The sequence below is a fragment of the Dolichospermum sp. LEGE 00246 genome, from assembly GCF_015207865.1.
In the GTDB taxonomy this organism is placed as follows: domain Bacteria; phylum Cyanobacteriota; class Cyanobacteriia; order Cyanobacteriales; family Nostocaceae; genus Dolichospermum; species Dolichospermum heterosporum.
This window is the reverse complement of record NZ_JADEWA010000009.1, coordinates 1-20,636: the sequence shown is the minus strand read 5'-3', so window position 1 is coordinate 20,636 and position 20,636 is coordinate 1. Positions and strand designations below refer to the sequence as shown.

The 20,636-nt window shown below is 40.9% G+C and carries 19 protein-coding genes and 1 pseudogene; all 20 read right to left on the bottom strand.

Annotated elements, in window-relative coordinates; all coding sequences use genetic code 11:
• Positions 1-2: 2 nt before the first annotated feature.
• Positions 3-3,662, bottom strand: coding sequence for a baseplate J/gp47 family protein (locus tag IQ228_RS01365; RefSeq protein WP_027402332.1), 3,660 nt, complete (start codon positions 3,660-3,662; stop codon positions 3-5).
• Between the two features lie 6 nt (positions 3,663-3,668).
• Positions 3,669-4,055, bottom strand: coding sequence for a GPW/gp25 family protein (locus IQ228_RS01360; RefSeq protein ID WP_027402333.1), 387 nt, complete (start codon positions 4,053-4,055; stop codon positions 3,669-3,671).
• Positions 4,055-4,762, bottom strand: a complete 708-nt coding sequence (locus IQ228_RS01355; RefSeq protein WP_027402334.1) for a phage baseplate assembly protein V — start codon at positions 4,760-4,762, stop codon at positions 4,055-4,057. Before IQ228_RS01355 ends, IQ228_RS01360 begins: the two co-directional genes overlap by 1 nt.
• Positions 4,759-5,826, bottom strand: coding sequence for a phage late control D family protein (locus IQ228_RS01350; protein WP_027402335.1), 1,068 nt, complete (start codon positions 5,824-5,826; stop codon positions 4,759-4,761). Before IQ228_RS01350 ends, IQ228_RS01355 begins: the two co-directional genes overlap by 4 nt.
• 12 nt (positions 5,827-5,838) lie before the next feature.
• Positions 5,839-6,492 carry a LysM peptidoglycan-binding domain-containing protein gene (locus IQ228_RS01345; RefSeq protein WP_027402336.1) on the bottom strand — a complete coding sequence of 218 codons (654 nt, stop codon included), beginning with the start codon at positions 6,490-6,492 and terminating at the stop codon, positions 5,839-5,841.
• Positions 6,483-7,808: a hypothetical protein gene (locus tag IQ228_RS01340; RefSeq protein ID WP_193961994.1), complete on the bottom strand. Its 1,326-nt coding sequence runs from the start codon at positions 7,806-7,808 to the stop codon at positions 6,483-6,485. Before IQ228_RS01340 ends, IQ228_RS01345 begins: the two co-directional genes overlap by 10 nt.
• A gap of 81 nt (positions 7,809-7,889) precedes the next feature.
• Positions 7,890-8,357, bottom strand: coding sequence for a phage tail protein (locus IQ228_RS01335; protein ID WP_027402337.1), 468 nt, complete (start codon positions 8,355-8,357; stop codon positions 7,890-7,892).
• Positions 8,358-8,395: 38 nt separating this feature from the next.
• Positions 8,396-8,542: pseudogene (locus tag IQ228_RS27280) on the bottom strand (DUF6760 family protein); the annotation flags it as partial.
• 17 nt (positions 8,543-8,559) lie between these two features.
• Positions 8,560-8,922: a hypothetical protein gene (locus tag IQ228_RS01330; protein WP_027402338.1), complete on the bottom strand. Its 363-nt coding sequence runs from the start codon at positions 8,920-8,922 to the stop codon at positions 8,560-8,562.
• Between the two features lie 11 nt (positions 8,923-8,933).
• Positions 8,934-9,383, bottom strand: a complete 450-nt coding sequence (locus tag IQ228_RS01325; RefSeq protein WP_027402339.1) for a phage tail protein — start codon at positions 9,381-9,383, stop codon at positions 8,934-8,936.
• Between the two features lie 24 nt (positions 9,384-9,407).
• Positions 9,408-10,691 carry a phage tail sheath subtilisin-like domain-containing protein gene (locus IQ228_RS01320; RefSeq protein ID WP_228043630.1) on the bottom strand — a complete coding sequence of 428 codons (1,284 nt, stop codon included), beginning with the start codon at positions 10,689-10,691 and terminating at the stop codon, positions 9,408-9,410.
• 46 nt (positions 10,692-10,737) lie between these two features.
• Positions 10,738-12,039 (bottom strand): phage tail sheath C-terminal domain-containing protein, encoded by a 1,302-nt coding sequence (locus tag IQ228_RS01315; protein ID WP_193961993.1) that lies wholly within the window; start codon positions 12,037-12,039, stop codon positions 10,738-10,740.
• An 81-nt stretch (positions 12,040-12,120) separates the two neighbouring features.
• Entirely contained in the window at positions 12,121-13,020 is a 900-nt protein-coding gene (locus IQ228_RS01310; protein ID WP_193961992.1) for a carboxypeptidase-like regulatory domain-containing protein, read from the bottom strand.
• 190 nt (positions 13,021-13,210) lie between these two features.
• The gene (locus IQ228_RS01305; protein ID WP_027402343.1) at positions 13,211-13,783 is read right to left on the bottom strand and encodes a DUF4255 domain-containing protein; all 573 of its coding nucleotides are present in this window, start codon (positions 13,781-13,783) and stop codon (positions 13,211-13,213) included.
• A gap of 45 nt (positions 13,784-13,828) precedes the next feature.
• The gene (locus IQ228_RS01300) at positions 13,829-14,059 is read right to left on the bottom strand and encodes a hypothetical protein (protein ID WP_027402344.1); all 231 of its coding nucleotides are present in this window, start codon (positions 14,057-14,059) and stop codon (positions 13,829-13,831) included.
• Between the two features lie 37 nt (positions 14,060-14,096).
• The gene (locus tag IQ228_RS01295; protein ID WP_193961991.1) at positions 14,097-16,031 is read right to left on the bottom strand and encodes a hypothetical protein; all 1,935 of its coding nucleotides are present in this window, start codon (positions 16,029-16,031) and stop codon (positions 14,097-14,099) included.
• Positions 16,032-17,062: 1,031 nt separating this feature from the next.
• A complete protein-coding gene (gene rpiA, locus IQ228_RS01290) occupies positions 17,063-17,773 on the bottom strand; it encodes a ribose-5-phosphate isomerase RpiA (RefSeq protein WP_027402347.1) in 711 nt (236 codons plus the stop codon).
• A 302-nt stretch (positions 17,774-18,075) separates the two neighbouring features.
• Positions 18,076-18,534: a M48 family metallopeptidase gene (locus IQ228_RS01285; protein ID WP_027402348.1), complete on the bottom strand. Its 459-nt coding sequence runs from the start codon at positions 18,532-18,534 to the stop codon at positions 18,076-18,078.
• 4 nt (positions 18,535-18,538) lie between these two features.
• The gene (locus IQ228_RS01280) at positions 18,539-19,480 is read right to left on the bottom strand and encodes a homogentisate phytyltransferase (protein WP_027402349.1); all 942 of its coding nucleotides are present in this window, start codon (positions 19,478-19,480) and stop codon (positions 18,539-18,541) included.
• Positions 19,481-19,645: 165 nt separating this feature from the next.
• Positions 19,646-20,488, bottom strand: a complete 843-nt coding sequence (locus IQ228_RS01275; protein ID WP_027402350.1) for a methyltransferase domain-containing protein — start codon at positions 20,486-20,488, stop codon at positions 19,646-19,648.
• Between the last annotated feature and the right edge of the window lie 148 nt (positions 20,489-20,636).

The following is a 20,636-nucleotide window of genomic DNA, read 5'->3' as shown; positions in this document are numbered from 1 at the left end:
AGTTAATCTGTCTCTCCTGGTAATTTCAAGGTAACTCGGTGCTGACCAGAGTAAATAAGAGTGCGGATATCCATTTGACAATCAGTCGGTTGGATGTCTAGGTAGCGGACGTATTTGACCCCTGGAACTGCTTCCAAGAGGGCATAGAGGTCGGAAAGGTGAGGTTTACGTCCGAAGCTCCACCCTACTCCTTGATTGCCACCTGTGAGGGGGTGAAGAAAGTTGTGGAGGCTACGCTGAACTTCAACTCTGACAGCATCAGCATTTTCTAGAGAAACAGGGACAATTTCCGTAATAATTCTGATCTCTTGCCAGTTAGGTCCGGTTACTTGCAGTTTCATGGTCGGCACAAACCGCGCTTGTAAATAAGTATGGACTCGATTCAGTAATGCCAAGTTGGGGGTGGGCTGACGTTCCAAACTGTGGGGAACGATGATTACTCGCACCCGCCCAGCCCGAATCTCATGGGTAAAAACTTGAATGGGATTGCCCTCGATTTTAGGACTCTGACTCCTAACTTCTGTTATCTTGGCGAGTGAGGAATTTCCCTCCGGTTCAATCCATAGTTCCTCCAGTAAGGGATTGAAATTGGGAACCATCATTTCTGGGGTGATCACCTTTACCCTGGCCACATCTATAGATGCTTGATATGTTAGGTCTTCAAAATCTTGGGCTGTCACGGCGCGATCGCGGTGGCGTAGTCGTTGGGGCGATCGCTCTTTGAGCCGTTCCAGAGATTCTTGCTCGTTTCCTCCTGTGGCCGCTTCCCAATTAATGACGCTATCAATGTAGGGGATAGTAGTTTTTAATTCGGCAATCTTATAGGCAGGTTGATTCCCTCTGATGCCACCTCCAGTATGATAGCGAGTCAGGCGAATATTGTTGCGTCCTCGCGGTGGAATCATTCCTGCTTTTCCGTCACCAAACTGAATTTTTCCGGTTTGGCGATCAATGACATAATGACGATCCTTGGTCTGGGAACTATAAAAATCAGGGACTTCTTGCCAGCGCACCCAAACTGCTACTAATTGACCTGTTTCATCTGTAATTGTGCTGATTGCTTCTGAGCCTGATTGTAGTTCAATGACTTGTCGTTCTTCGTCGGCAGGCATTTTACCTTCCTGCACCTCTAATTGTTGTCCCCAAAGAATGGGTACCTGACTGGCAGAAAATACCTGTTGCGGCTCATTGTTGCTAGAACCTAATATCTCATTTTCTAAAGTAATAGTTTGACTAGCCCAGGTAGTATTCGTCCGTACAGAACGCAAACGGGGATCTACGGAAAAATCAACAGAATAGCTTATTTGCCAACCAAGATAGCGGATCAAGCCGAACAAGTGTAATCGTCTAAAGCCTAATGCCCATTTAAAAAGACATAAGAGTGCGAATGGAATACTACTGGGCTTTTTCCTGGCTCGTAGCCAATAAAGTTCTTTGCCAAAGTGAGACGATGGGATAAAATCTGTTAGCCCAATAAATTGAATTAGCCCCTTCTCAGCAAAGGCTTGGGTTTCATCCTGAACAACTAGGGGTTGCCATCCGTTGGGACTAGCGTATTCCCAAGCAATCCGCTGTAGGTTAAGGTCACCTTCCCCTCGATTGGCATTGGGGGCTACTTCACTGGGTAAAGGTGGTTCAACTTGGAGGTAAAGAGTATTGGGACGATTGGGAAATGGTTGATTAAATCCCAAATAAAGGGCGGAATTGCGATTAATTGCGGGAGTTAACGGGTGAAAACAACGAATTACCCTAACTGCTCGCCGATGATCATGATTCAATGCTGTGGTGAAGATGACCAGATGGCGATCTCGATCAATTAGCTCAATTTGCCGTTTTTCGGGATTATTATCGTCAAATTTGATCAACTCACCTAATCTTAACTGACTAACATCATCCAGATGTAAGATCCTTTCGCCAGCTTTAACCGCTTGTGTCAGTCTGACAAATCCTAAAGAACTGCCCTCACAATAAATAAAGTCGTTATAAGCATAGTAAGATGCAGGTTTTCTCAGCAGAAATTTATAAGTTAATGTCAAAGATTGGACTACCGGTGGATCGCAAGTGTCAGGAATCTTGTCCACCATAATAAATTTGCACAATATTCGACTGCTGGCTTCATATTGATTACGAATATTATTCTCAAGAATCAGCTTTTTCTCGGAGGCAATTTTATTAATTATTCTGACTTCTTCCTGTCTGGTTGGATCAGCTAATGATTGGATGCGAATGGTATCATTAATCTCTAATTCATCTACACTATCAACGAATATTGCTGTTTGTCCAGAGGAGATGCCTCTAGAAACTAGGGTGACATCATTATAAACAACATATTTTTTCTCTCTCCCTCTGATCCCGTAAATTCCATTGTTAATGCGGGCGCGCAGCCAATAGGAATTTTCTCTATGATCATCAACTAGATTCTCATTAATTAGTGATTGAGGAAACTGAAAAGTAGTTGATGTGATAGGTTCTGTAGGTTCTATAAATTTTATTGGTGATGAATCATTACTCCATCTAAATTTATCTGCTGCTGTTGAAGTTTCAATGATTTGCCAATTTTGCCCGTTTCCTATTTCCCAAATGATATTTATATCGTCAGTATAACTGGGTTGATGGTTCAGTTTTGGGCTAATTTCTATGGCAACTCCGGGTTTAATTAATTTATTATCTAAAGGAATAGAAAATGTATCGTTACGCCCAGGGGTTGTACCAAAGGGATAGAAATCTTTGCTTAGATCCAAGGGAGTATTATTAAATAAGCATAATTCGGGGGTATGGGTTTGATTAATACTAGTGCTAATTTCAATTTGGGTAACTTCTGGTAAATTATTTCGTGCGGCTTCCGCTAATTGATTCCGTTGCTGAGACTTTAAGCTTACCCGCAAACATGGGGCTTTTTGTCCATTAAATTGCACAAAAGGCATCAATTTAGGTAACTGAGTCACTGTGATCATGAATTGTGTTGTATTTGCTTGGGTGTGAATGTGGGTCAGAGGTTTCCATGCTGTCTTCTCCCAATATGACCAAATATCAAGTAATTCCCCGAATTGAGTGGGACTATTAGTATCAATAGTGATGGTAATCGTTTCTAATTTTGGTATGCTAAATATTTCTTCAGAATATATATAAAGATAATGCTCCGTGGGGAGGTCGCCTTTGAAAGCTGAAAATGCTGGATTTTGGTTGGCAATTGTGGGATCAATCCAATGGTTGCGATCGCTATAATAATCCCGATCTTCGGCCACAAACATTGCTTGTAGTTGTGTCCCGCTGACTACCAAATCTTGTTCAGTTTCAAAGATAACTTCCTCTGTTTCACCTTCGGGAGCGGGTGCAGAAACTTGGGTATGAGCAGGAACTATTGCATCTACCGGACTACCACCCGCTAAGGTAAAGGTGAGAGGGACTCTGGCTGGTTGAGGGGGAGCCTGTTGAGTACCAATTAAGTTGAGAAATGCCAGCAAATTACGATCCGGGGAGCGATTGAGGCGATCGCTAACGATGGTGGCCATGCGGCTGAAAATGCGGATAAGTGCCAAACCTGAATCGCTTTTATCCAGGCATCGCCATTTGTTATCCGTATAGTCCTCAGTTAATTCCTGAGTTTCCTGAACTATATCTTCATAGGTGCGCTGATCAATTTTGGGGGGAGGTAAAAACATGATTAATTACTGTAAATAGAATGGATAGACTAGATTAAACTGATTATTTGTGGTGCGAACCTGGTAATTAATGGAAATTTGCAAAAGATTAGGATGAGCCGGATTTGGTAGCACATCAATATCTAAAATATCAATGCGGGGTTCCCACTCTACCAAGGCTGATCGCACATCGCTGATCACTTCACCAACTGTTCCTGCATTATTGGGTGCAAAGACGAGATCATGAATCCGACAGCCAAAATCGGGACGCATCACCCTTTCCCCTCTCGCGGTACTAAGGATCGCCAAAATTGACTGACGAACGCAATCTTCGTACTTCGCCATCAACACTTGTCCCCTCTCATCTAATTTACACGGATAAGACCAGCCTACACCTAAAAAATCAATATCCATTACATTACCTCCAAAGCCCCATTATTGACCTTAACCCCCGCAGCGCAGGTAATTTCCAAGCCGGATTTGGCGGCAAATTCACCTTTAGATTTAGCCTGAATACTATAATTAGATCCGGCTTGAATTTTGCATTCTTGTTGAGTTTTAATCTCTAAATTTTTACACTCAATCAACATATCCTCATCTGTGCTTTTTATAGTCACTTTACCTTTAGCTTCAATGGTAAAATCTTTTTCTACCTGAATATTCATGGCATCATTTTCGCAGTCAATAGTAATTTTGTTTTTTCCACTTTTATCTTGAATAATAATCTGTTCCTTATCTTTAGTATCATCCAAAATAATCATGTGACCACTACGGGACTTAATCAAGCGTTTATTATTTTCATCATTATCGTTTTTTTCAGGGGGGTTATCCTTGCCATTCCACAAACTCCCTAAAATATAGGGAAAGGCAATATCGCCATGTTCAAAAGCCACTAAAACCTCATCGTCTACTTCTGGCAAAAAGTAAATGCCTCTATCTTTCCCTGCCATCAATGTTACCACCCTAGCCCAAGCACTTTCATCCTCATCTGATAACCAAGGAAATTTCACCTTAATTCGTCCTACTCCATCAGGATCTTTGATATTAGTGACTACGGCAACTGTCACTCCATAGAAGCGCAGACTTTTGTCTTCAGGCATTAACAAATCTATTCCCATCATGAGGCGGTTCTCCTTGCAGTAAATAAAGTACCATAACCTTGCTCTTGGGAGTAATTATGTTCAGTTGATGTCACATAATACATTCCACTGAATCGCTTTCCTACTCCAGTCACTTCAATAACTTTAGCAATTTTTAAAGTAGGAATTCCCGGACAAGTTCCTTCAGCAGTAATATAGGCGATCGCCATATCCTTAAACTGTCCTAAAGCTATTTGATCGGCTTCTGCTTTACTGGCTACAGGTTGAATAACCACAGTAGAAACAGATTCTCCAAATGTTTCCACTGCCTTTGCTCCAGTAGTTTTGCCACCCATTTTACTCCCTTCCTTGCCAGCAGCAGCTTTACCGATAACTTCTTTTTTATCTTTGGGTATCCAGCCTTTTACTTCTACTTTTTGCACCTGACCCATACTACTCAACCGGGGTAAAAATTCACGTAAATTCTCTGCAAACTTCAACGTCAAAACTTTTTGACTATCGTGCTGATGGGGTTGAAAATATAAGGTTTTATTATCAATAACTACTTCATAACCAATGCGCTCTGCACGACTTTGCAGAAAATCCCAATCAGTCTGATTATGTTGTAAAACATATTCATGTTTCACCTCACTATCTTTAACTTTTGGTGTTAAGCTGTTACCCCTAGCAATTTGACTAGCAATATCACTATCTTTCATTTTGGCATAGGATTTTGTTTTAGAACCTCGCAATAAACGGTGACGCATATCATGTCCCCGTACCACTAATATAGGATTAGAATTTTGATTAAACTCCGGTTCTAGACCAGTAATTTCTCCTACGATCACTGTTTTTAAGTTATTTTCATAACCCATCTGAATTTCTACTTCTTTACCAATCTCAAACATCTTGTCATCAATCCAAGTTAATTCACCCTTGGCTAAATTCCAACTAGAAAATTCCAAAGTAAACATACTTGGTACGTCCACATCTTCCGATACTTTCACCGCGAGTAAATCAGCACTAGCCTCAGCAGAAAGCTTTTGTCCTTCAATGATTACTCTAATATTAGGGGAAAGGCTTTTAACACCACCACCATCAGACATAGTTCTTTTCCTCTAAGTTTGGCTGGGAATCCGCAGAGGTGGAATCGTCAGAACTAATCCGGGGGGTATTTTACGCGGATTATCTAGCCGATTTTCTTCAGCAATTATGCGCCACAATGCAGGATCTCCATATTCTTCATAAGAAATACTACTCAGGGTTTCTCCCCTTTTAACAATCCGAACTGGATCATCTATTAAATTCTCCTCTTTTTTCTTTTTTACCGAGTCTGTCCACTCTCTGAATGTGCAATTAAGAGTTGCTCGCACAGGAGTACCATCTTCCAAGAACTGCGTCAGAGTTTTAGTGACACTTTCTAACATCCCATCAGGTAACAAAACACTATCTTTTCCCCCAATTGTTCCCCACACCAACTTACATCTAGGTGGTCTTTTTGTGCTATTACCAATTCTTGGGTGAGTCAAATTAAAAATCTTCTTGGTATATTTCTGGACATTTTCTGGCGGAGAACCTTTAAGAGTGGTATCAAAGAATAACTCTATTGTTAAAGTTGCTAAATCATTAGACGCAACTAATTGGTCTCCGCTGGTTGTCCAACCGATCTTATTAATTTGTACCTGGTTAGGGTTAAACAAGACCTCGAATTCATCAGCAAAATCTCCCTCGTTACTTTTCTCTGCTTTAATTGTTAGTTTTTCTAGCGCCATTTGTTCTTACCTCTGCGTTCACTTTCTACGACTAATCTCCGCATGATTTTCCGCTCTACTTTGTCTGCTAAATCATCAACATCAATCTGAGGTGGCCGACTAACACCTGCAATGGATGTTTGGTTAATTTGATTGACTTTAAGTAGTTGAGAATTGATAGATGGGGTTGATGCCATTATCCCTTGATTTGAAGCAATATTATTGGTTATTGAGGTTTCGGCAGGGGATGATGTTACATTATAATTCATTGTTGTTCCTAAATTCATCTGGGAAGTTAATTGGCTACTATTTAAGGTGCTTGCCTTTTTTTTAGCACTAGGAGAAGTAGACAAGACTAAAGATTCAAATTCTGGTAAAGATGGCTCGGAATTAATTTTCACAACTGGTAATTTAGATTGAGCATTAGCAACAGTGGATTGGGTAATCTTTTCTACTCGTTTATTCCCATTAGTCACAACTAAAGGATTATTTCTCTTAAACTCTTCGATTAAGAGCATTGGCTCATTTGCAGCTAATTTAGGACTGATTGGTTGGGAATAAACTACTACTGAATTTTCCAATTTGGGTTTAATTTTGGATATGGAACCATCAATAATTGGAATTACTGAAGTTGAGGGAGAACTTCTATTATTAGTATTAGTTGATATGCCTTCACTTGTTGAGGAAATATTATTAGCTAGATTAACTAAAGGTTTTTCAATATTTGATATGGTGGGAGCTAGTTGTTGAACTAAGGGGATTTGAGGATTTTCAGTTAATGAAGATGATTGCTCAGAATTTACATTTACTATTGGTAAATTTGCAGGTGTTTCTGTTTTTCTCTGAATTGGTGATTCTGAGGGGGTTGAGGAAATATTATTGGGTAAATTAGGTAAAGAATTATCTGGTGGTAAAGTTAATTCTGTGGACTGCGATCTCTGATTTACTAAAGGAGTCATTTGATCTTGATTGGATAAATCCATGTCAACTGGAATTGACTTAGCATTGACAATCAGGACTTGCTTATTACCTTGACTGCTATCAGGAGATGCAAAGTTGGGATTTATCGTCTGCTGTTCTACTGCTTGACTTCTCTGCTCCTGATGTTGAACATAAACAATAGGTGTTGATTCTGACTCTAAATGAATATTGGTTGACCAACGCTGCATTTGTTGAGCAAGTAAAGGTAGTTTTTCTAATATATCAGGCGATCGCTCGATAATTCTTCTAGCCATCCGACCATCGATAACTCCCTGTTTCATCAACGGATTATTTAGCCGACGGACAAGTTTCGGATCAAGAGACTGTTGCCATTGTGGTACACGATTGAATGTCATTTTAGATGAGATACTTAATTTTTGCTTAATTTTTGCTGATAGAGATGATGATTTTATGTAATTTATATTGACTGGTTCTAACTATGCTTTATAAACTCCTCTATGCACTAATTCCAGCCGTTCAAATGCGACTTCCGAACCATTACTAGCATTCAGTTGTGGACCTTCCCAAGCAACCGGGTAGGCCTTTTTAAAGTTCCATCCTATTAGTTTATCCTGCTTACTGTCTCGTACCATAATTGTGCCGTTCAAGAGACGAATTTTACCTCTAGTAGCATCTTCATACCACTTCCATAAATCATCTCTTTCTCCTAGTCCCCGCTTGAAAACCAAATTAGGATAGTTCATGTATTTAGGGAATTTATGAACGTGGTGATGAACCCCACCCTCCACATAACTCTCCAGTTCCATGTTGCTGCTTAGTCCTGTAACTTCTGAAAAGCCACCCACTGTCAGTCCTTCGATTTCCACCATAAAATTGAAAGCCATATAGGGATCTTGGGGTTTCTTTTGAGAATTACCCCCGCCTTTTTTTTGCGATTTTGCCATGAAAGTCTCCTCTTGAGAAAAGTTTTAATCTCAAATCCTTAATTGCCTGACTGCTGATTAATCTGCTGATTAATGTGGGCAACTTGAGTTACCCACTGTTGCCGTTCCCAGTGTTCCATGTTCATCACTTGATCATAAGACCAGTGAAAGTGATAGGAAAGATAAGCTACCTCCTCCAGTAGGCGTTCTGAGGGGTAGCAGACTACTCCCCCGTGGGGGAGGTTTCTACTTCAAAATCTCCTCCACAATGGGGACAGGCAACCTGAAAGCGAGTGTTACCATGGTGATTAATTCGTTGGTAAAAATCTTGCAGGTAAACCAAGTCCCCAGAAAATAATTCCTCAATAATTTTGGTATTGAGTGGGTCTAAAGTTCCTAGCTTAGTAATCACCCGTGCGAGCAGAATAATCACCAAATAACCCGGATTTCTCTGTACCCTGGGGTCGCGCAGAGGAGCTATTTCATCATAGGCTGTTGATAGTCGCATCACTCCTTCTCGATGAAGGATTCCTTCTGCATCTATATAACCGTGAGGCAGGGTAAACAGAAATTCAGTTTGGTGCATTTTCCCTCGTATTAATCAACGCTGATTCCTTCGTGAACTAATTCTAGTGATTCAATCGCTACCTCGCCAGAGGTAGCATTAAAATCTGGACCACTCCACATGGTAGGCCAACATTTTTCCAAGTTCCAACGTAGTTTTTCTTCACCTTTATCATCGGACAGAATAATCGAAACGTTTTTCCGATTGTCTTCCATTGGTTCACCATCTGTGATTTGCTTGTGCCATTTCCAAAGTTCATCATTGTCAGTGATTCCTCGTTTCAGGCTGATATTACTGAAACTATTTAAACCACCAAGTTGTCTTTGAGCAAGAATTTTGTCTGTTCCTTCTCTATAGGTCGTGGCTGCCCTGGTAGCCGTCAAACCACTACATTCTCTAAAGCCTGCATGAACGATTCCGTCCCACTCTACCCAGAAATTATAACCATTAAACGGATCGTGAGTATCTTTAATAGCTGGCATGGTAAGTTCTCCTGAAGTTATTTACTAAGATTCGACAAATCTAACACCGCTACTGCCGTGAACTAGGGAAATAACAATAAATTCACTAGGAGTAGTGGGTGCTAAACCAATTTCCGTGACTATTTGTCCGGTATTGCGGATAGCTGGGGGGTTGGTTTCCTCGTCACACTTGACATAGAAAGCCTCTTCGGAACTATCCCCATGGATAGCTCCCTGTTCCCATAGGGATTCACAGTAAACTGTTAATTCCCGCTCTATACGACCCCACAAATCTCTGTTGTTGGGTTCAAACACAGCATCAGCTAAATTCCGTTCTGCCCACCGGAGGACAGTGATTTTTAAGCGGCGAATGTTGATATATTGCCATTCTGGATTTTGGCTTAAGGTGCGTGACCCCCAAATCCGCATTCCCCGACTTCTAAAACTGCGAATGCAGTTAACGCCTGATCCAGTTTGAGGATTTAAGATTTCCGAATCTGTATCAGTAAACAAAAAACTTAAATCCAATACCCCTTCTAGTAGGTAGTTAGCCGGAGCGCGATAAACTCCGACTTGCCGATCGTTACGGGCATAAATTCCCGCAATATGACCACAAGGGGGAATGTTCATGGGAGCGTTTTCTATTTTCAGCCAGGGGGTATAGAGCGCACCGTTATCGCCGATTAATCCTTGTTGTTGTGTTTTCAGGGCTTCTATGTCTTCAATTCTGGTAATACTGAAGCCATCAAGAATGGCAAAGCGATCGCCCATTCTCTCACAATGCTCTAGGACTGCTTTTTGCATTTCCATAGCCACTTCTGCCTCAGAGTTTTGCATAATATCAGGTGCACAGACTAAATCAATGACATCTAGTCCTTCTATTGCCCGCAATCCATTTTGCAATTCTGAGAGAGTGTTATTTAGCAAAGGAACGACATAACACAGACGACCACCATTGGCAAAGAAACCCCGAATCGCATGAGCTAAATAGCCATCTAGTCCTTCTATTTCTGCCAATGCATTTTGCAATTCTGAGAGAATATTGTCTAGCAAAGGTAATATGTAACTCAGACGACTGCCATTGGCAAATAAAGTCCGTACCAGATGCAGCAAGTAACTATGAAGTAATGGCTGTCCAAAATACTGCCCAAACTGAGTCCAGAGTGTGAGCATTTTCGGCACGGGAAGACCGTTTTCCTGAGCATTGTTAACCGGAGCGACTCCCAAGAACACCGGAACACCCGTTAGTAAATCTTTACCAGGTAAGGTAGGAATATCCTCTAAATATACACCAGGTGCTGTTAAGTTTAGGTGTGTAGATGTCTGCATAGGTTAATCAATTTTGGATATAGGTCATTTCAGTGCGGTCAGGAGCCTATTTTTTCTTTTCGTCTACGATTTGGCTAATGCGGAAGATGACAAATTCTGCTGGTTCTATTACCGCTACCCCGATTTCCGTCACCACTTGACCAAGTTTGCGAAGATCCATAGGATTGGTTTCCGCATCGCACTTGACAAAGAATGCTTCTTGGGGACTTGTGCCAAATAATGCCCCTTTGCGCCATTCATTGGTGAGGAAGGCAGTAATATTGCGGCGAATTTTTGCCCAAAGTTCTGGGTTATTGGGTTCAAATACTACCCATTGAGTTCCTTCATCAATTGACTCCCGCAGGTAGTTAAATTGACGACGAATATTAATATATTTGAAGTCTGGATTATCTTTCCCCGCGCCTAAAGTCCGCGCTCCCCAAATGCGGATATTACCATTGAGATTGCGGATACAGTTAATCCCTATCTCGTTCAGAGGACCCTGTTTGATTTTGCTGATATCTTGCTTTAAGCCTACTGCTCCCGAAATTGGCTCATTAGCTGGAGCTTTATGCACACCTCTTTTATCGTCTACGCGAGCGTAAACACCGGCAATATGACCGCTCGGAGGAACAAATTTCAATTCGTTGCTGGCGGGATCGAAAACTTGAATCCAAGGGTAGTATACCGCCGCATAGTCTGAGTTTCCTAGTAGTTCATCACTACCTGGTTTTAGTTGATCCGAGTCAATGGCGATATCTTCTATTGTATCCAAAATTGCAAAGCGATCGCCTAACAATCGGCAGTGATCATTAATTTCACCCAGGGCTATCTTACTGGTAACACCCGGAGCTGCGACAATGGCAATTTCATCAATGGCTTCAAACTTTCCTAAAGCCTTATCTTGACTAATTTCTGATTCTGCTGTCACCCATATTACGAAACACCTTGTGCCGCCATTTCTGAAGAAGCCATAAACAGCATGAGCGAGGATATTTTGACCGGGATTATCTGAGAAATCCCCAAAGAATTTCTTAAATTCAGTGAAATTTGTACAGAGTTTGACTTCACCAGACTTAATTGAGGTTGAAAGTTCTATCTCTTCTGTTGCTTTTTTTTGGTCTTTCAACACAACTGAATATTGGTCTTCACCAGAAATAAGCTGACCTTTCTTCGCAACGGTTGAAGAAACTGTAGCATCTTCAGTATCTTCAGCAACTTCAGCACTTTTCGCACTTTTCGCTACTTTCAAAGTGATGACACCAATGAATCCAGCCGTACTAGTTCCTACACCAGAAATAGGTGCTAAACCTGAGGAAACTTCATCAACATAAACGCCAGGAGCTAAATTGGCGAAATTGGTGGGCATAATATTTTTCCCTTTTTTTGTGATAATCGGATAAACAAAATTGACAGTTGCGAGTTGATACCTATTGCAAAAAAAAAGCTATCAGTTGGAAGTCAACTGGAAATCTAAGGATTTCACCTCCCCAGGCTGCAAACTGATTTCCTTTTGGGTTCCAGGATATCCTTTAGCTGAAACTATTACTGTTATGGGAGTATTTTTGCCTTCTATACCAACGATTTGATAATTCCATTCTCCTTGTTGTTCTTTAATAATTTCAATGGAGCTAAAAGTATATTCTCCACTCCCTAAAATCTGGACTCTAGCCATGCCAATTGCTTCTGTATCATCCGCATTGGTGATTTTGCCTCTAAGGGTGGTTGGTTTCAGTTGTAATTCTACTTTCCTAATATTATCAAACAGATCAACATTTTGATCTTGGTCAACAATATTATTTTGATTTTTTCGCCCAATCTCAACTTGACATTGACTCTTAATATAGCGCATTTTAGCACCAGACAAAGATGCCTCTATGCGATATAATCCGGCTGGCAAGTCCCTAAAATAGAACCAACCATCAGCAGATGTTTTAGTCCGTCCTAAGTGAGAATTTTTGGTCTTTGGGTCGATTGGAAAATAGTCAATAATTTCCTGAAATCCTAGAAATTTATGTTTACCACTAAGGTAGGAATTTTCCAGAAATACCTGAAATAATTCTAGCTTATTAGTAGCTTTTAAGCTAGGATTTTTCAGATTTTTTTGTAATTCTTGAAGTTCTTGAGGTAAGGCTAAGTTGGGAGGATTGAGATCGGGATTAAACGAGTGCCACTGAATTAATGAACTTGGTAATCCAAATAATTTAAGTTGGAAGATTACAAAATTAATAAATTCATCAGGAGCATCAATAATCTTGACCATAGCACCTGCAATTCCCTCTCCTGTGATAGCATCTCTAACTTGTCCGGCTATGGCTACTTGATGATAAAATCGTTGTCGCTTTAGCATTTTTTTCAATAGTTATCGCGGAACAATTCAGGCATTAGGAATTAAGGCTAATAGCTCTGGAAAGTGAGCAAAATGGTCAACTTTAAAGTTGGAATTTATTCCCAAAATTACCCCCCTTAGCAAGGAGGGAGATTGGAAAATTCTGTTCTCTGCCTTTCGCAAGGAGAGGGATTCGTTTTTCCCACACTCCCTATATAAATTCAATTCGTTTATCAAGCACCAAAGGAAATTCTTCTGTTTCTTCATCAACTGGAACGGCAATTGTCACCGTATAATTGAGCGCTGCTTTAGGTTTTCCCCCAATTGCTTGCCAAAATTCTCCTAAACTTTGTAAGTAGCTAGAACGCAAACCAACTGCTACTGGTAGAGGCTCTTGTCCTCGCAAACTGCCTTGGAGAATTGCTGCTGGTAATGTCCGATAGCGGAGTAATAATTTCATTACTTCCCCTAAGATGTGATGTTCTTGTTGGGGATCATCGGCATTAGCCCAAACGGTAATCAAATAGGAACAATCTATCCTAGCTGGAGGACGTTTTTTGGTAGCTGTGCCGTTTTGGCGACGTTGCACCGACCATTCACTACTCCGTAATTCCAGATTTTCTCGCACATCATAGAGGAAAAGATTAATCGCTGGTTTCTGTTTGATAGACCCTTCTAATGGCATATCAAAGCTAATGGCAACATTTGTTTCCGTTGACCTTTGCAACTCTGGTAATTCGTGAGTTAGTAATTGTTTTAGGGTGCTATCTAAGTCGTCCAACATGACTGAATTCCTATGGAAAAAGACAGATATATGATGATCAAGAAGTTAAGTTTCAGAAATAACTTCTATGGTGGTTGGGGAGAGTTGCTCTACTTGGTGATTGTTTTGACTATTATCAACAGTCAACTCTTCTTCTAAAACCTGAATTGCTCCACTAATGCGGAGTAATGTTTCCCGGAGATTGGCTTTTTGGGACTCCAAATTAGCTAGTGCTTTTTGTCCTGTTTCGTATTCTGTGGTTAGGGCTTGCAGGCGTTTTTCCAGTTGTTCCCTCATTGCCATCTTACTTGCTGTTTAAAGGTCTTGAGTGTCATCAGAAACTATAGGGAACCTCCAGATCGTGTGTACCCATTTCCCGAAAATTAAGGCTGTTGTTTTGCTTACTCATATCAATTTTTACCTTGAGATAGGGGATGACATCAGGTCTGGGTTTGGGAATCAAATCAGCCGGAATGTAAGCAGCAATATAGCGGTTAAAGCTTTTGCTATTCCAATGGCGGGCGAAGGGGTTATCATAGCTTGCTAGAAACCTTTCAACGGGCTGACCATTGACCGTAATACCACTGTGCATACAACCATTCCAGTCGTTGTTATGCTCCACCATGTAGAGTAATTTGTCACATCCAGACCACACGACTGGAACCATCAATTCTAGATTGGTTTTTTCAGGAATCCTTGTGTAGCTATCGCCATTCCAAGAATCAGATGCTTTATCCCAAATTGTTTCATTACCCCCGTTGACTTTCCAGTGATATCCGAGTGCGAATTGAGTAGCGTGAGACCAAGGGTTTTTGCTGAATGCCACCCCAGATAACCATAACTCACCACCTTGCTTAGAAATTAGGGTAACTTTCCCGGATCTGCCTACTGGAATAGGTAGCCATTGGTGTTTATCGTGATAGCTATCAGTGAGAGAACCATCGGGACAGTAGCAATTGCCGTATCTCTTTCCACCTGACCAGCGCCCTAAGTCTTCCTTGTATCCATCTCGGAACTGGGCTTTGACAACTTTATGAAGATCACCCGGTAGTCTGATCCAGAGAGTATCGTATCCTTCGGGAACGGTGACAACTGCCCCAGCATCATCCTCTTCCCCACCTCCATAGCAGATCATCCGACGGTCGTTCCATAGGTTGCTACTTATATGCCTTGTTTCAGCATCCCCAGGTGCATTTTTTAAGACACCATATTTGGTAATTACTTTGGCATCTCTGGCATCAAAAATATCTTGATAAACGATCGCATCATTGGGATACATCCGGTGTCGCATAGGATTTGTAGACTCAAGATGCCAGGCGCGGATCACACCTTCTACATCCAATTTTCTAGCGGGAGTAGTTATACCAATGCCGACATTACCCGTATCTCTTTCGATGGTGAGCCGTGGGGTGGCAACTCCTGCCCGATAGGATATCAATTTGATTAGAGAAGATTTATCATCTGCTTCACCCCCATCCGTTGACCACCCATATAGCCCATCTGCCTTACTACTGAGGGAAATCGCTGATTTTTCCTCTGTAGGGGCATTTAAGGCCGCTAGTCTCTCCCTAATTCGCTTTTCTATATGCTCTTTAACGGCTTTTTCTGAGGGAATGACTGTGGTTCTGTCACTTTCCGTGGCGATAGTTTCAGATACACCAATAATTTCTGAGCCGCCCAATTCCAATTTACCGGATACACTTAAGTTGCCTTGAATGGTTAAAGATTTACCGTCACTTCTCAGTGTAATCTCTTCACCTTGTCCACTGGGCAACCGCGCTCCCGAATATTGACGGACACTGTTATCTACTTTTACTTGTCCGTTTTCTAGGGTGAGTCTAGCTAAAGTAATCGTTTTAGCATCTTTCGTTTCAATCGCTTCCAATGCAAGTATGGGTTCTTCTGCAAAGCGGGTGAAACTATCGGGAATTTCCGGTTGCTGTAATACTTTTGCTTCTTGGTGATATCTCAGACACACCCAACATGGTGAGTTAATTTTGAGATTGCTTTTTTCTGACGGCAGGATAATCAGATTACCTTCACCATCAATTGCTGTCCCAGATTTGATAGTAATCGCAGCTTCACCTGCCATTGCTTCTACTTCTAGCCCTTCGACAATTCCGGCTAAATGCAGTTTGCTATTGACATAACGCTGGCGATCACTTAGATATTTATGTGCTAACTCGAAGTCCTCATCCAGGAGATACTGTCCGGGAAAATAGTTAGGACGTTGTAAAGAAAAATTACTCCAGTCTTGTTGCTGTACCATGGGAATTTTATTGCTAACCTTTGAATTATACTCCCCGGTTTGCCCATTTTTGCGAGAGTTAGAAGAATTCTACTTGGGAGTAAAAGATTGACCACTAAGTTGAGTATAAAAAGGGTAGTAAGCAGGGTAGTAAGCGTAGTAACTGGGGTTTAGACTAAGGCATGAAAAATTACCCAGCAGGGCTGAGTTAATCAGAGACTTAGGAAAAGTATGAATAAGCACTCCACCCATAGATTGGGCAACTCTTCCAGCAGTAAACCAAAAAGTTTTTCCCAAAGAGCGATTCCTATAACCCACATTCCGCACCCCCAACAATGTCCGGCGATCGCTACGCTCTCTATTCCTTCAATCCCGTCAGGGATACGCCGAAGGCATCGCAATATCCCACCCGACTCGGTGGTACTTCAAATTTGGGATCTGTATACTTTGCATTCTAGTAAGGATGAGGGAGATGCCGCAAAATGGGACACGTTGTAAATTTTTGTTGCAGAGAGTGTTTTATTGATTTACTAACTTGCCCATAAATGATACTGGGGCAATCAAAATTTTGCCCGATAAAATCAACTCTTCACCCCTTTCAGTGCCTTAAACTTGCCCATAAATAACCCTTTTAGGCGTTGCTGAATCGAGGTATGAAATTTCCAAATTGAACCTTTAAAACTCAAACCTCAGTGCGTCTACTCTTCGAGATCACGAAGCGTGATTGCGCCTTTGCATGAGACTAAAATTCATACCCTTAATCAGCAACGCCCAATTTTAATATCCACAGCGGTTAAAACCGTGGTCAGTGAGCTTGTCGAACTGCTCGTGTCGTTTCCCTCTCAGGTCTAAAGACGCGCTCATTTCCCACTTACCGGGTATTCTTATGAGAAAAGAGCAAATTGTCATCAAACCCGGAACAAGAACCCTCTCCAGTATCAAAAGCTTATCCTTTTCTTCCCCCCGCTGCGGGGGGATTTAGGGGGGTGCGATGAGGGGGCTAAGATGTACCTCATAAGATTGGAAATCGCTGTATGTGTTTAGGTAATAAGCTAAAGTTGTCTAACTACAGGTTTACCATCAATAACTTCACCTACAAGAACGATATCTGCACAATTGACGAAAATGCCATTTTCCAGAACACCGGGGATATTATTCAGTGTTTTTTCCAGGTTTACAGGGTCATCAATGCTATCGAAGGTGACATCTAAAACCATGTTACCTTGGTCAGTGATTACAGGTCCTGCTTTTCTCACACCCATGCGTAGTTCTGGCTTACCACCAAGTGCTTTAATGGCATTTGTAACGGGGGTAATAGCCATAGGGATAACTTCAACTGGTACAGCGAAACTAGAACCTAAGCGGGCTACTAATTTACCACCATCAACGACAACAATAAATTGCTTTGCTAGGTAATCTACAACTTTTTCGCGGGTATGTGCAGCACCACCGCCCTTAATCAAGTTTTTATGGGGATCTACTTCATCTGCCCCGTCTATAGCGATATCAATATGGTCTACAGCGTCTAAAGTGGTGAGAGGAACGCCATACTCTTTTGCTAATACTTCTGATTGAAATGAGGTGGGGATACCGACAATATCTTTGAGTTCACCTGATTTGAGGCGTTCTCCTAAATATTGAATAGTGTAAGCTGTGGTTGAACCTGTCCCCAAACCAACTATGGAACCGGATTTTACCAAATTGGCGGCGGCTTTGCCAACTTCTTGCTTCATCAATTTCACTGGATCTGCTGGTATGGACATTCTTTAACTCCTGAAAAATCAATTAAACGGTTCACTCATCTTACCAGAACACCCGGATTTCTTCCTACTGCCTATTTCTTCTATCCTATCCGCTAAAATACAAGTATCAGGGCAAACACGGGGAGATAAGTCAGATCCCCGACTTCTTAAAGAAGTCGGAGATCTTGTTGTTAAAAAATCACAGTTTAAGTAGGTTGGCGTTGAAAATTGTCGTTATGGCAAGGCAAAAGGCAAGAGGCAAGAGTGAAGAGGGTTTAGGCGATTTTACATTTCTTTACACAGTTTGGTTTTATTGTGTTCACCTACTTAGACATTTTATCTAACAAAAGGCTCACCTTTTTTGCCCTTTCTGGTTGACGCTGTTTCTGCAATAATTCTTTTGCTTGAAGTAAATTAGCTTTAGCTTCTACTTCCTGTTGTTCCTGCATGAGAATATTTGCTAAACGTAAATAAGCATCAGGATTTTTAGGACTGCTATCAATTACTTCACAGAATAATGCTTTTGCTTCGGCAATTTGTCCTTTCTGATTTAAAATATCTCCTAATAACAAACGTACCATATCATTTGTAGAGTTGATGGCAATAACCTTTCTCAAAACTATTTCGGCATTTTCAAAATCTTTGGCTTGATAAAAATTGATGCCTTTCTGAAATAAATTAGAAGTAATCAATGTTTTGATACTCAAATAACCAAGAATACTAAGACCAGAAATAACTACAGAAATGGCGACAATATTGGCAGTAGGAAATGTTTCTAACATGAGCTTAAGCTAATAAACAAGAGACGGGAAAAATTAGGTATTCGATGAAAAACAATTTCCAGATAAATTGATAGAAATTAGTAATGGCTTTTTTGTCTTGTAAATCAACTCCTGCACCTTGCCACCACATGACAATTAAAGCTACGGTATGGGTGATGAAGATGAAGATAGTGTTAACTTCCGCAAGATGGAATAACGCTACTAAAATCATACCGAGATAACAGATTGTTAATACCCAAAGTGCAAGATTAAATACTTTTTGTTGTCCGAGTTGGAGGGTGAAAGTTGTGATATTGTAAAATCTATCTCCTTCCATATCAGGAATATCTTTGAAGATAGCGATCGCAAATGTAAATACCAAGATAAACACAGTTAAAGCCCAAACTGCCCCCGGAATCCCTTGGCTTCTTTGCAATACCCAACTAAAATGCAGAAACAAACCTAAATTAACAATTGTTCCCCGCACCGAAAAAATACACAAAGCAGCCCAAAAAGGAAACTGTTTTAACCGAATTGGTGGTAAAGAATAAGCCGTACCAATTGCTAAACTTATTGTCACCATGCCCATTAAAAACGGTCCAGTTAGCCATGCTAAAGCTAAGGCGACAATACCAGCAATAATAACAATTAATTGTCCTTGTCCTTTGGTAAATTCTCCCGATGCTAGAGGTAAATCAGGTTTATTGATTTTATCAATGTCAATATCTTCTAATTGATTCAAACCAACAATATAAATATTGCCACTTATGCAAGCGACCCATGTTGCTAAAATTTGACTAATATGCAAACTAGAAAAATTTGTTGAAGTGACACCCAGGGTAATTAAATATAAACCCAAGACACTCAAAGTTGTTCCCATAATTGTATGGGGACGGGAAAACTTCCAAAAAGAATAAAACCAACTTTTTGGAGAAATAGCCGAATTTTGTTGATAAAATTGATTCATCTTTTGTTATTTTTTGTTCTTAAGCACCTAAAGGAATTGGACTGATACCATTTCCTTGTGAAACTGCGCCGAATTTCCTAAACTTGTCTTTTTCTTCTCTGTGTCCTCTGTGCCTCTGTGGTTGGTTTATCTTCAAATTGAGTACATCTTTACACAGAATTGGACTTACTTGGTTCCCCGTAATAATCCAAACCGAACCAATCCAGTTTCATAACCTCGACGCATTAAACCTAAAGATAATGCCCCCTGAATTGTAGTCCAACCAGCCATTAATAAACCGATAAATGCCTGGGGTGTAAATGCTGAATCAATGACAACATTCCAAAAAGGAGCAACTGCGGTTGACCAATCAGCCGTGCGGATATTATTTAATGGTAACTGCCAAGCGATCGCTTCATACTCCGCTAAAGAGATAACATAAGGTAAACAATAGACTCGGTAAATATCCTCCAAGAGCTTTTGTTCATCCGTTGTCAGTGGCAACTTATCCGTATTCCGATGACACCATGTCACCATAATCAAAGTCCCACCGGGCTTTAATACGCGATAGCACTCTTGCAAAAACTTAGTTTTATCTGGCATATGTTCACCACTTTCCAGTGACCAGACCAAATCAAAAGAATTATCCTCAAAAGGCATTTCCTGAGCATTGGCAACCATGAATCTAGTTTTTTGACTCAAATTCATTGCCAAAGACCTTTCAGTAGCTCTAGCAGCTTGTACAGGACTCAGTGTAATTCCGGTGGCATTTGCCCCAAACTTCTCAGCCAAGTATAAAGAACTACCACCTATCCCGCAGCCGACATCAAGAATATTTTTCGCACCCTTAACATCAGCCCATTTTAACAATTCTTCAATTAAATCAATTTGTGCCTGACGGCGTTCTTTCACCTGTTTACCATCTACGCCATAATAACCGTGGTGCATATGTTCCCCCCAAATCTGTTCCCACAGACTGGAAGAAGCATCGTAAAATTCCTGAATTTGTTTGTAAAGTATTTGACTCATGAATTTAATAATAATAAAGATGACAAGAAACTGGAAAAAAACTTATTCTTAGGCTACCATCTATGTTTTTAATTAGATATAACGGTATGCACTTGAATGAAATACAGTCATAAGCCCCCTCCTCGCTTGCGGGGAGGGGGTTGGGGGT

Bases quoted from the DNA above. Each gene is read 5' to 3' on its own strand.
- IQ228_RS01365 (WP_027402332.1), bottom strand. From the start codon at position 3,662: ATGTTTTTACCTCCCCCCAAAATTGATCAGCGCACCTATGAAGATATA.
- IQ228_RS01360 (WP_027402333.1), bottom strand. From the start codon at position 4,055: ATGGATATTGATTTTTTAGGTGTAGGCTGGTCTTATCCGTGTAAATTA.
- IQ228_RS01355 (WP_027402334.1), bottom strand. From the start codon at position 4,762: ATGATGGGAATAGATTTGTTAATGCCTGAAGACAAAAGTCTGCGCTTC.
- IQ228_RS01350 (WP_027402335.1), bottom strand. From the start codon at position 5,826: ATGTCTGATGGTGGTGGTGTTAAAAGCCTTTCCCCTAATATTAGAGTA.
- IQ228_RS01345 (WP_027402336.1), bottom strand. From the start codon at position 6,492: ATGGCGCTAGAAAAACTAACAATTAAAGCAGAGAAAAGTAACGAGGGA.
- IQ228_RS01340 (WP_193961994.1), bottom strand. From the start codon at position 7,808: ATGACATTCAATCGTGTACCACAATGGCAACAGTCTCTTGATCCGAAA.
- IQ228_RS01335 (WP_027402337.1), bottom strand. From the start codon at position 8,357: ATGGCAAAATCGCAAAAAAAAGGCGGGGGTAATTCTCAAAAGAAACCC.
- IQ228_RS01330 (WP_027402338.1), bottom strand. From the start codon at position 8,922: ATGCACCAAACTGAATTTCTGTTTACCCTGCCTCACGGTTATATAGAT.
- IQ228_RS01325 (WP_027402339.1), bottom strand. From the start codon at position 9,383: ATGCCAGCTATTAAAGATACTCACGATCCGTTTAATGGTTATAATTTC.
- IQ228_RS01320 (WP_228043630.1), bottom strand. From the start codon at position 10,691: ATGCAGACATCTACACACCTAAACTTAACAGCACCTGGTGTATATTTA.
- IQ228_RS01315 (WP_193961993.1), bottom strand. From the start codon at position 12,039: ATGCCCACCAATTTCGCCAATTTAGCTCCTGGCGTTTATGTTGATGAA.
- IQ228_RS01310 (WP_193961992.1), bottom strand. From the start codon at position 13,020: ATGCTAAAGCGACAACGATTTTATCATCAAGTAGCCATAGCCGGACAA.
- IQ228_RS01305 (WP_027402343.1), bottom strand. From the start codon at position 13,783: ATGTTGGACGACTTAGATAGCACCCTAAAACAATTACTAACTCACGAA.
- IQ228_RS01300 (WP_027402344.1), bottom strand. From the start codon at position 14,059: ATGAGGGAACAACTGGAAAAACGCCTGCAAGCCCTAACCACAGAATAC.
- IQ228_RS01295 (WP_193961991.1), bottom strand. From the start codon at position 16,031: ATGGTACAGCAACAAGACTGGAGTAATTTTTCTTTACAACGTCCTAAC.
- rpiA (WP_027402347.1), bottom strand. From the start codon at position 17,773: ATGTCCATACCAGCAGATCCAGTGAAATTGATGAAGCAAGAAGTTGGC.
- IQ228_RS01285 (WP_027402348.1), bottom strand. From the start codon at position 18,534: ATGTTAGAAACATTTCCTACTGCCAATATTGTCGCCATTTCTGTAGTT.
- IQ228_RS01280 (WP_027402349.1), bottom strand. From the start codon at position 19,480: ATGAATCAATTTTATCAACAAAATTCGGCTATTTCTCCAAAAAGTTGG.
- IQ228_RS01275 (WP_027402350.1), bottom strand. From the start codon at position 20,488: ATGAGTCAAATACTTTACAAACAAATTCAGGAATTTTACGATGCTTCT.